This window comes from Streptomyces muensis, assembly GCF_021474425.1.
Taxonomy (GTDB): domain Bacteria; phylum Actinomycetota; class Actinomycetes; order Streptomycetales; family Streptomycetaceae; genus Streptomyces; species Streptomyces muensis.
In genome coordinates, this window is sequence record NZ_JAKEIP010000267.1 from 1 (window position 1) to 10872 (window position 10872).

A 10872-nucleotide genomic window follows, 5' to 3' on the forward strand; every position below is an offset into this window, starting at 1 on the left:
GTACCGGGGGTGCTGGGGGATTCGGCCATGGATCCTCCTCAAGGCTGGAGCCTGTGCCCATTGCATGCCCGACCCCCTGGGCGCATCAACGGCGCACAGAGGCTTGCGCACGCCGCGAACAGGCCCCGCGAGCCCCTGGCCCTGCCCCGGACCCGCCTTCGGCCTAGGCCCCTTCCACCCCGGCCGCCGACTGGATCTCCGGCTGGATGTCCGTCTGCAGCTCATCGGCGTGCTCACCCGTCACCAGGTACACCACCCGCTTGGCCACGGCCACCGCGTGGTCGGCGTAGCGCTCGTAGTAACGGCCGAGCAGCGTCACGTCGACCGCCGTCTCGATGCCGTGCTTCCAGCGCTCGTCCATCAGGTGTTGGAAGAGGGTGCGGTGGAGGAGGTCCATCGCGTCGTCGTCCTGCTCCAGCTGGAGCGCGAGGTCGACGTCCTTGGTGACGATCACCTCGGCCGCCTTCGCCATCAGGCGCTGTGCGAGCTGCCCCATCTCCAGGATGGTGGCGTGCAGGTCCTGGGGGATGGCCCGCGCCGGGTAGCGCAGCCGGGTGAGCTTGGCCACGTGCTGGGCCAGGTCGCCCGAGCGCTCCAGGTCCGCCGACATACGCAGCGACGTGACGACGATACGGAGATCCGTCGCCACCGGCTGCTGGCGCGCCAGCAGGGCTATGGCCCGGGCCTCCAGGTCGTGCTGGAGGTCGTCGACCTTCTGGTCGGCCTCGATCACGCTCTCGGCCAGCTTCAGGTCGGAGTCGAGGATCGCCGTCGTGGCGCGCCCGATCGCCGACCCGACCAGCCGGGCCATCTCCACCAGACCGTCGCCGATCGAGTCCAGTTCCTCGTGGTACGCGTCCCGCATCAGGGTCCCTCTCTTACGTCTGCTGTCCGGAAAGTCTTACCGTCCGGACCTCCGACAGTAAGACCGTCGTGAAAACGACAGTAGGACTGTCGTGAAACCACCAGTGTGATCCCGCGCCAATCCAGCTGTGCGAACCCCACACGACCACTATTCGGGCCCTACGCGTCCGTTTCCGCCACCCCAAATGAACCACCACTGGCTCCAAGGTGAACTCTGGGCGACGAGTGTTCGAGCTCGCACTCCGACGGCTGTGGCCACCGCCTGCGCCATGCCTAACCTGGGTGCATGGACGTGAACGCGGCGGTCGCCGCAGCGGCAGCGATAGCCGGGGTGCTCACCGGCGTCATCGCCATGCTGGCGTTCCGCTGGAGCGAACGCGACCTGAAGCGACCCACCCGGACCTCCCTGCACACCGACCCCGTCCTGCCGCCCGGCGTGGACACGGTCCTGTCGGTGCTGCGCTCCTCCGCCGTCGTCCTCGACGAGGGCGACGCCGTGGTCAAGGCCAGCTCGGCAGCGTACGCCCTCGGTCTGGTGCGCGGAGGCAAGCTCTCCGTCGAGCCCATGCTGCAGATGGCCCGGGACACCAGACGGGACGGCGAGATAAGGCAGGTCGAGCTGGATCTGCCCCGACGCGGTACCGGACGCGGCGACGCCCTCGCCGTGTCCGCGCGCGTCGCGCCCCTCGGCTCCCGCCTCGTCCTCCTCCTCGTCGAGGACCTCACCGAGGCCCGGCGCATAGAGGCGGTGCGGCGTGACTTCGTCGCCAACGTCAGCCATGAGCTGAAGACGCCGGTCGGCGCGCTCTCCCTGCTGTCCGAGGCCGTCATGGACGCCTCCGACGACCCGGAGGCCGTGGAGCGCTTCGCCGGCCGGATGCAGATCGAGGCGACCCGGCTGACCAGCCTGGTGCAGGAGCTCATCGACCTCTCCCGGGTGCAGAACGACGACCCGCTGGAGGACGCCGAGCCGGTCCGCGTCGACGAACTCGTCGCCGAGGCCATGGACCGCTGCCGGCACGCCGCGGGCACGAAGCAGATCACCATGGCGGCGGGCAGCACCAGCGACGACCTCAGCATCTGGGGCAACCGCGGCCAGCTCGCCGCCGCGCTCGGCAACCTCGTCGAGAACGCCGTCAACTACTCGCCCGCCCGCACCCGCGTCGGCATCGCCGCGCGCCGGGTCAGCGCCCCGGGCGGAGACCTCATCGAGATCGCCGTGACCGACCAGGGCATCGGCATCTCGGACAAGGACAAGGAGCGCATCTTCGAGCGCTTCTACCGCGTCGACCCGGCCCGTTCCCGTGCCACCGGTGGCACCGGCCTCGGTCTCGCGATCGTCAAGCACGTGGCCGCCTCGCACAGCGGGGAGGTCACGGTGTGGAGCTCCGAGGGACAGGGCTCCACGTTCACCCTGCGGCTGCCGGAGGCGGGTGCGGCCCGCGACCGCGCACAACAACACCCCGATCTCGACGACGAGGCCGGTCGGTCCGCCGCATCGAATCACCGCAGATCCCCCGATTCACCCCCTGACTCAACCGCGTACGAAACGCTTTCCGCCCCGGAGGTCCTTCCGTGACCCGTGTGCTCGTCGTCGAGGACGAGGAGTCCTTCTCCGACGCCCTGTCGTACATGCTCCGCAAGGAGGGCTTCGAGGTCGCCGTCGCGACCACCGGGCCCGACGGACTCGACGAGTTCGAGCGCAACGGCGCCGACCTCGTCCTCCTCGACCTGATGCTGCCCGGCCTGCCGGGCACCGAGGTCTGCCGCCAGCTGCGCGGCCGCTCCAACGTCCCGGTGATCATGGTCACCGCCAAGGACAGCGAGATCGACAAGGTGGTCGGCCTGGAAATAGGAGCCGACGACTACGTCACCAAGCCGTTCTCCTCGCGCGAGCTGGTCGCCCGTATCCGGGCCGTCCTGCGCCGCCGCGGCGAGCCCGAGGAGGTGACCCCGGCCGCCCTGGAGGCGGGCCCGGTCCGTATGGACGTCGACCGCCACGTCGTCACGGTCTCCGGCTCCAAGGTCGACCTCCCCCTCAAGGAGTTCGACCTCCTGGAGATGCTCCTGCGCAACGCCGGCCGCGTCCTGACCCGCATGCAGCTCATCGACCGCGTCTGGGGCGCCGACTACGTGGGCGACACCAAGACCCTCGACGTCCACGTCAAGCGCCTGCGCGCCAAGATCGAGCCGGACCCGGGCGCGCCCAGGTACCTGGTGACGGTGCGGGGCCTGGGCTACAAGTTCGAGCCGTAAACCGCAGACCGTAAGCAGCAGCTGTAACCGCTACCGCAAGCCGTACGACAAAGGGCGGGGCCTCGGATTTTCCGGGGCCCCGCCCTTTTCTACGGCTCTGCAGGCGCCGTACGGCAGCTCAGTGACCGGCCACCGACTGCGAGGCGCTGTCGGACGGGGTCGCCGCGCCCGCGCCGGTACCGGCCCCGGTGCCGGCCTCCGTGCCGGCGCCCGGCGTCTCGCCCGCGGAGGCCGCGCCGCTCGGGGTGGCCTCGGTGCCGCCGGCCGGGGTGCCGGCCGGCGAGGAGCTCGGGGAGGCCGACGTGCCCGGCGCCGCCGGCACCTCGCTCGGGCCCCAGCTCTCGAAGTAGTGCTCGGCCGGGACGACGAAGGCGCGCAGGCTCACGTCACCGGTCTTGCTGAAGGTGAAGGTGATCTTCTGGGCGTTGCCGTCCTGGACGGCCTCACGGCTGCTGGGCAGCGTCGCGGAGGCGTTGTCCTTGCCGCCGATGATCAGCGAACCGCCGGCCGGGATGGTGAGGCTGCCGCCCTTGGCGGGCTTGAGCTCGGCGCTCTTGTCGACGCCGTCCACCTTGATCGAGTCCAGCGTCTGCGCGGTGCGGCCGGAGTTGAACAGGGTCGCGGAGACCGCGGCGGGGCCGGTCGACTCCAGATCGGGCTGGGTGATGACGATGGCGTTCTGGATCTTGATGTCGCCCACGGTGGTCGCCGCGTTGTCCGGCTTGATCTCCAACGTCTGGGCGTTGTTGCCGGCGGCGCACGCACCGAGCGACGTGATCGAGAACGCGATGGCGGCCGCGGCGAGGGCGCCGCGTCGAAGGCTGCTGCTCACGGCGGCGGCAACTCCTTGACTCGAACGGGGCGGGCCGCATAAAGCCGCCCTAAGTGTCTGTCAGCGGCCTTAGGTTACCGAGCCGTTCCCGGGCGACCGCACCCGACCCTCCCCTCGGCCCCCAAGTGCCGTCGAAGTCCCTCTTCCACCACCCGTCCCTTCACCCACAGGTGGCCCGTCAGTCACATTGCCCGGAGCTCGTCCGCCATTCACATAAGCCCGCCCGCAAGGTCCCCCGCAAAATTTCCGTGAAGGAATGCGCGACCTTCCCGAAATTGATCAACGACCGTGCCCCCGACCTGGCTGTGATCAATTTTGGATTCGTCCGGGACCCGACTCCGGGACGCCGAACGGAGTAGCGAAAGTCGCACACTTGGAACCGGACATATGTGTACGTTCGGCCACTCGGAGGTGCCTCCGGATGCGTGTAACGTGCGCGTTTCACCTCGCCCGCAGAGCCGCTCCGACCTGCGAATACCTTCTTCCACTCGGCCCGCGAAGCACGTTCGTGTTGGACTTGTCAAGCCCCGAGATATGCCCTGACCTGCGAAAACGCCATTCAGAACCCGCCGTTTCCGTGTTACCCTGGATAGCCACGGAAGGGGTACCTGTCACATGACGTTCAAGGTTGGCGACACCGTGGTCTATCCCCATCACGGGGCCGCGCTGATCGAGGCCATCGAAACTCGCCAGATCAAAGGCGTGGACAAGACCTACTTGGTGCTGAAGGTCGCCCAGGGTGACCTGACGGTACGTGTGCCAGCGGACAATGCGGAGTTCGTCGGCGTGCGTGATGTGGTCGGTCAGGACGGGCTGGACCGGGTCTTCGAGGTGCTGCGCGCGCCGTACGCCGAGGAGCCCACGAACTGGTCGCGTCGTTACAAGGCAAATCTGGAGAAGCTCGCCTCCGGCGATGTCATCAAGGTCGCGGAAGTCGTGCGTGACCTGTGGCGTCGTGAGCGCGAGCGCGGACTCTCCGCCGGTGAGAAGCGCATGCTCGCCAAGGCCCGCCAGATTCTGGTGAGCGAGCTCGCCCTCGCGGAGAACACGAACGAGGACAAGGCCGAGGCCCTGCTCGACGAGGTCCTCGCGTCCTGACGCGGTCCGTCCGCCTCAGTTCAGCACACGCTCAGCATTAGTGCTGTGTTGCTTTAAAAAAGTGCCGCGGTGCCCGATGACGTTATTGCTGTCGCCGGGCGCTGCGGCATGTTCGCTTGTCGATGCGGTGCGTCCATCTCGGGGGCGCCCCCGATACTTGATGTGCCGGGTCCGGGCAGCTGGCTCGACCGTTGTCACGGAAGGGTTCGGTCAAGCCGTCCCACCCGGCACGCTGAGGCCATACCCACGTAGGCAGAGCACACAAACCTGACAGGAACCGATGTCTGACGTTTCGCGTCCTTCGCCCACGGGTGTCCCCGCCGAAGGCCGTACCGGGGCCCGTACCGCCGTTGTGATCCCGGCCGCCGGACGGGGCGTACGCCTCGGTCCCGGCGCCCCGAAGGCGCTGCGCGCGCTGAACGGCACGCCCATGCTCATCCACGCCGTCCGCGCGATGGCCGCCTCCCGTGCCGTCTCCCTCGTGGTCGTCGTCGCCCCGCCCGACGGCGCCGCCGAGGTCAAGAGCCTGCTCGACGCGCACGCCCTGCCCGAGCGCACCGACTTCCTCGTCGTCCCCGGCGGCGAGACCCGCCAGGAGTCCGTGAAACTCGGCCTGGACGCGCTGCCGCCGGACCACGACATCGTCCTGGTGCACGACGCGGCCCGCCCCCTGGTCCCGGTGGACACGGTGGACGCGGTGATCGAGGCCGTACGGGACGGAGCGCCGGCCGTGGTGCCGGCGCTGCCGCTCGCCGACACGGTCAAGGAAGTCGAGCCGGCCACGGTGTCGGGCGAGCCCGAACCGGTCGTCGCCACGCCGAGGCGCGCCCGCCTGCGCGCCGTACAGACCCCCCAGGGTTTCGACCGCGCCACGCTGATCCGTGCCCACGAGACGGTGACGGGCGACGTCACCGACGACGCGAGCATGGTCGAGCAGCTCGGCCTGACGGTCGTGGTCGTGCCCGGCCACGAGGAGGCCTTCAAGGTCACCCGCCCGCTGGACCTGGTCCTCGCGGAGGCGGTCCTGGCACGCCGGAGGCTCAACGATGGCTTCTGAGCAGCTCCCGGTGCTGCCCCAGGTCGGCATCGGCACCGACATCCACGCCTTCGAGGAAGGCCGCGAGCTGTGGTGCGCCGGCCTGAAGTGGGAGGGCGAGGGCCCCGGCCTCGCCGGCCACTCCGACGCGGACGTCGTCGCCCACGCCGCCTGCAACGCGCTCTTCTCGGCGGCCGGACTCGGCGACCTGGGCCAGCACTTCGGAACGGGGCGCCCCGAGTGGTCGGGCGCCTCGGGCGTCGTACTCCTCACCGAGGCGGCCCGAATCGTCCGCGAGGCAGGCTTCCGGATCGGCAACATCGCGGTCCAGGTCGTGGGCCCCCGCCCGAAGATCGGCAAGCGGCGGGAAGAGGCGCAGAAAATCCTGTCGGACGCGGCCGGGGCACCGGTGTCGGTGTCGGGCGCGACGACGGACGGCTTGGGGTTCCCGGGCAGGGGCGAGGGCTTGATGGCGGTGGCGACGGCGCTGGTGGTGAAGGTCGGCTGAGAGGGCTGAACAGGTAGCGCGGCCGAGTGTGCCAACCCAGGGGCGCGAGGAACTGCGCGACCAACCCCCACCGGCCCGCAGACGACAACGGTCCCGTACACCCCTGACCGCCTACTACTCTGGACCCGTGACTATTCGCCTGTACGACACCAGCGCCCGGCAGATCCGTGACTTCACCCCGCTCACGCCGGGCTGCGTCTCGATCTACCTCTGTGGCGCCACCGTGCAGGCCGCGCCGCACATCGGCCACATCCGCTCGGGCCTGAACTTCGACATCATGCGCCGCTGGTTCGCCTACCGCGGCTATGACGTGACGTTCATCCGGAACGTCACGGACATCGACGACAAGATCATCGCCAAGTCCGTCGACCAGAACCGCCCCTGGTGGTCCATCGGCTACGAGAACGAGCGCGCCTTCACCGACGGCTACACCGCCCTCGGCTGCCTCCCGCCGACCTACGAGCCCCGCGCCACCGGCCATGTCACCGAGATGGTCGAGATGATGCGCGGCCTCATCGAGCGCGGACACGCCTACGAGGCGGACGGCAGCGTCTACTTCGACGTCCGTTCCTGGCCCTCCTACCTGGAGCTGTCCCGGCAGGACCTCGACGAGATGCGCCAGCCCGCCGAGGAGGGCATCTCCGGCAAGCGGGACCCGCGCGACTTCGCGATGTGGAAGGCCGCCAAGCCGGGCGAGCCCGACTGGGAGACGCCGTGGGGACGCGGGCGCCCCGGCTGGCACCTGGAGTGCTCGGCGATGGCCCACAAGTACCTGGGCTCCGCCTTCGACATCCACGGCGGCGGCCTTGACCTGATCTTCCCGCACCACGAGAACGAGATCGCCCAGGCCAAGGCGTACGGCGACGAGTTCGCCAAGTACTGGGTGCACAACGCCTGGGTCACCATGAGCGGCGAGAAGATGTCGAAGTCGCTCGGCAACAGCGTGCTGGTGTCCGAGATGGTCAAGCAGTGGCGCCCGATCGTCCTGCGCTACTACCTGGGCACCCCGCACTACCGTTCCACCATCGAGTACAGCGAGGACGCCCTGCGCGAGGCCGAGTCGGCGTTCGCGCGCATCGAGGGCTTCGTGCAGCGCGTGGTGGAGAAGGCGGGCGTCGTCGAGCCGTCGGCCGAGGTGCCGCTCGCCTTCGCCGAGGCGATGGACGACGACCTGGGCGTCCCGCAGGCGCTCGCGGTCGTCCACACCACGGTCCGGCAGGGCAACAGCGCACTGGCCGCCGACGACAAGGAAGCCGCCGTGGCCCGCCTCGCCGAGGTGCGCGCCATGCTCGGCGTCCTGGGCCTGGACCCGCTCGACCCGCACTGGGCCGGCGAGTCCGACCGCGGCGAGGACCTCCACGGCGTCGTGGACTCCCTGGTCCGCATGGTCCTCGACCAGCGCGAGGCGGCCCGCTCCCGCAAGGACTGGGCCACCGCGGACGCCATCCGCGATCAGCTGGGCCAGTCCGGCCTCGTCATCGAGGACAGCCCGCAGGGCCCGCGCTGGACCCTCGGCCCGCGCTGACCGGGCCGGTCCTGGGGAAGATCGATTGTGCCGCCCGGCCCTCCGGGCGGCACACTGCATAGACGTACATTCGAACGCTCACGACAGACAGGTAGGTCATGGCCGCGAACAACCGCCGCATGTCCGGCAAGAAGGGCGCGCAGGTCGGCAGTGGCGGCCAGCGGCGCAAGGGTCTCGAAGGCAAGGGGCCGACGCCGCCCGCCGAGATGCGCAAGGGACACAAGAAGAACCGCATCGCCAATGCCAAGGCGAAGCAGACCGTACGCCGTCCCGCACCGCGCGGCCGCGGCGGCAAGGGCACGTCCGAGCTGGTGGTAGGCCGTAACCCGGTGGTCGAGGCCCTCCGCGAGGGCGTCCCCGCGTCGACCCTCTACGTCCAGCAGTTCATCGACAACGACGAGCGTGTCCGCGAGGCCCTCCAGCTCGCCGCCGACCGCGGCGGCATCAACCTCATGGAGGCCCCGCGCCCCGAGCTGGACCGCATGACCAACGGCCTGAACCACCAGGGCCTGGTCCTCCAGGTCCCGCCCTACGAGTACGCCCACCCCGAGGACCTCGCTGCCGCGGCCTACGACGAGGGCGTCGACCCGCTGATCGTCGCCCTCGACGGCGTGACCGACCCGCGCAACCTCGGTGCCGTCGTCCGCTCGGTCTCCGCCTTCGGCGGCCACGGCGTCGTCGTACCGGAGCGCCGCGCGGCGGGCATGACGGCCGGCGCCTGGAAGACGTCCGCCGGTACGGCGGCCCGTACTCCGGTGGCCCGCGCCACGAACCTGACCCGGGCGCTGGAGTCGTACAAGAAGGCGGGCCTCGTGGTCGTCGGCCTGGCCGCCGACGGCGAGGCCGAACTCGGTGACCTTCAGGCCCTTCAGGGCCCGGTGGTCATCGTGGTCGGCAGCGAGGGCAAGGGCCTGTCCCGCCTGGTCGGCGAGACGTGCGACTTCCGCGTACGCATCCCGATGCCGGGCGGCGCCGAGTCGCTCAACGCCGGTGTGGCGGCGGGCATCGTCCTCTACGAGGCGGCCCGTCGACGCGTCTGACCGGACATCGGGACAGACGCCTGAACAGACATCCGTGGCGTCACCCGTGCGGGTTAATTCTGGTGACAGTGGTGCGACCTGCGCATCCTTGACGGGGTCCGGACAGATCGGACCGGTCAAGGCAGTGTCCAAACCACACGTCACTCGGTTAGTTGAGTGTGGACACCAGAACACCCCGCACACCCACGGGGGACCGCTCGTCGGGATACGACGACGCTCCCGCGCTGAGCATGGTGAAGGTGCCGAGCGATCCGGCGCAGATCATCGTCAATCACGCGAGTTTCCGCGTGTTGTTGGGCGCGTCGACCGGGGGTGGCAAATCCCCGCGGATCACACGGCACTTGAGCGCCACCGAGGACACCACCCGTATCCCCGTCGTGGGCGCGGCCGGCAGAGCGGGAGCGGCCACCGGCTCCCGCCGCCGGGTCGCCGTCTGGAACGGCACGTCCGCGCCCGACGACACGGGTGCCCACCGCCTCCTCCAGGCGGTCCGGGACGGCAGTGTCCGCCACGGCGACGAACCGCTCCCCGGCGGCGGGGGCACCCAGGTCATCCCGCGAGTCGACGTCGTTGGCGGCTACGACGGGGGCTACGACGACGTGTTGGAGCAGACCGTCGAGACGCCGATCGTGGGCGCACAGCGCACGCACGCGTCGCACGAGTCCCGGCTGCTGCCGAACATGCGCACGGTTGAGGGCGCGTACGACGAGGAACTCGCCTACGACGACGAGGAGTTCGTCGACGACAGCCGCGGACCGGGCGAGCCCGACACCCCGCTGAGGCGATCCGGCGACGACCCTGCGCGGCACGCCTACTACCCGGGCCGGCGTATGAACCTCGGCGTCGTCCTGCTCCCGCTCCGGGTCTTCCTCGGCTTCATCTCCATCTACGCCGGCATGGGCAAGCTGTGCGATCCCGTCTACTTCGACGGGGGCAAGCGCGGCTCGATGGTGAAGTGGCTCAACACCCTTCACCCCTGGGAGGTGGCCGAGCCGCTCCGTCAGTTCGCCCTCGAACACCCCGTCGGATCCGGCCTGGTCATCGCCTTCTTCCAGGTGATCGTCGGCGTGCTGACGGTTCTGGGCTGCTGGCAGCGGGTGGCCGCGGTGGTCGGTGCCCTGCTCTCCGCCGCGCTCCTGGTCACCGTCAGCTGGAAGAGCGTTCCGGTCTACGACGCGCCCGACATCATCTACCTCGCCGCCTGGTCCCCGCTGATCATCGCCGGTGCGCCCGTCTACTCCATCGACGGCCGTCTCGCGGGGATGGCCTGGCGTCGGCTCGGTCCTCGCTCCGACATCTGGGAGCTGCGGAGTTACGTCCTGCGCCGCGGTGCCCTGATCACGGCGATCGTCACCGGGCTGACCCTGCTGATCGGTTCGCTGCTGGGCGGTGCGGTGCGTGACGCCGACCGTGTGGTGGTGCCCGGTCCCGGTGAGGCTCCCCGTAACGAGCTGCCGGGCTCGCCGCTGCCGCAGGATCCCGGTCAGCGGCACCGGAAGACGCCGTCGGCCTCCAACTCGCCCACGCAGGGGGCCACGTCGGGGGCTGCGACGCCGTCTGGGGCCGCTACGACGCCGGGGGCGACGAGTGACACGGGTACGGCGGGTGCCGGTACGCCGAGTCAGACGCAGGGGACGGCCGGGCAGGCTCCGCCTCAGCAGTCCTCGCCGGCCGACGAGGCGCCCAGCACCAGCACCGGTCCGACCTCCGGGG

10 protein-coding genes are annotated in these 10872 nt (G+C 70.0%); 8 read left to right on the forward strand and 2 right to left on the reverse strand.

From position 1 onward, the window contains the following. Positions 1–163: 163 nt before the first annotated feature. Positions 164–865 carry a phosphate signaling complex protein PhoU gene (phoU, locus tag L0P92_RS36780; RefSeq protein ID WP_234767409.1) on the reverse strand — a complete coding sequence of 234 codons (702 nt, stop codon included), beginning with the start codon at positions 863–865 and terminating at the stop codon, positions 164–166. A gap of 285 nt (positions 866–1150) precedes the next feature. On the opposite strand from phoU, the gene phoR reads away from it, so the two are divergent. Next, positions 1151–2443 carry a two-component system sensor histidine kinase PhoR gene (gene phoR / locus L0P92_RS36785; RefSeq protein ID WP_234767410.1) on the forward strand — a complete coding sequence of 431 codons (1293 nt, stop codon included), beginning with the start codon at positions 1151–1153 and terminating at the stop codon, positions 2441–2443. Between the two features lie 5 nt (positions 2444–2448). Next, complete coding sequence (gene phoP / locus L0P92_RS36790) at positions 2449–3120, forward strand: two-component system response regulator PhoP (protein ID WP_004000192.1); 672 nt, start codon at positions 2449–2451, stop codon at positions 3118–3120. A gap of 118 nt (positions 3121–3238) precedes the next feature. Here phoP and L0P92_RS36795 read toward each other — a convergent pair whose 3' ends face one another. Then, complete coding sequence (locus L0P92_RS36795) at positions 3239–3952, reverse strand: copper chaperone PCu(A)C domain-containing protein (protein WP_234767411.1); 714 nt, start codon at positions 3950–3952, stop codon at positions 3239–3241. Positions 3953–4567: 615 nt separating this feature from the next. On the opposite strand from L0P92_RS36795, the gene L0P92_RS36800 reads away from it, so the two are divergent. The 6 genes from L0P92_RS36800 to L0P92_RS36825 all read left to right on the forward strand — a co-directional run. After that, complete coding sequence (locus L0P92_RS36800; RefSeq protein ID WP_003953493.1) at positions 4568–5050, forward strand: CarD family transcriptional regulator; 483 nt, start codon at positions 4568–4570, stop codon at positions 5048–5050. Positions 5051–5330: 280 nt separating this feature from the next. Beyond that, positions 5331–6107, forward strand: a complete 777-nt coding sequence (gene ispD / locus L0P92_RS36805) for a 2-C-methyl-D-erythritol 4-phosphate cytidylyltransferase (RefSeq protein WP_234767412.1) — start codon at positions 5331–5333, stop codon at positions 6105–6107. Then, entirely contained in the window at positions 6097–6594 is a 498-nt protein-coding gene (ispF, locus tag L0P92_RS36810) for a 2-C-methyl-D-erythritol 2,4-cyclodiphosphate synthase (RefSeq protein ID WP_234767413.1), read from the forward strand. Before ispD ends, ispF begins: the two co-directional genes overlap by 11 nt. A gap of 127 nt (positions 6595–6721) precedes the next feature. Continuing rightward, the gene (gene cysS / locus L0P92_RS36815; protein WP_234767414.1) at positions 6722–8119 is read left to right on the forward strand and encodes a cysteine--tRNA ligase; all 1398 of its coding nucleotides are present in this window, start codon (positions 6722–6724) and stop codon (positions 8117–8119) included. A 98-nt stretch (positions 8120–8217) separates the two neighbouring features. Continuing rightward, the gene (gene rlmB, locus L0P92_RS36820) at positions 8218–9159 is read left to right on the forward strand and encodes a 23S rRNA (guanosine(2251)-2'-O)-methyltransferase RlmB (RefSeq protein ID WP_234767415.1); all 942 of its coding nucleotides are present in this window, start codon (positions 8218–8220) and stop codon (positions 9157–9159) included. 158 nt (positions 9160–9317) lie between these two features. Further along, on the forward strand, positions 9318–10872 hold a 1555-nt coding region (locus tag L0P92_RS36825; protein ID WP_234767416.1), incomplete at its 3' end, for a DoxX family protein.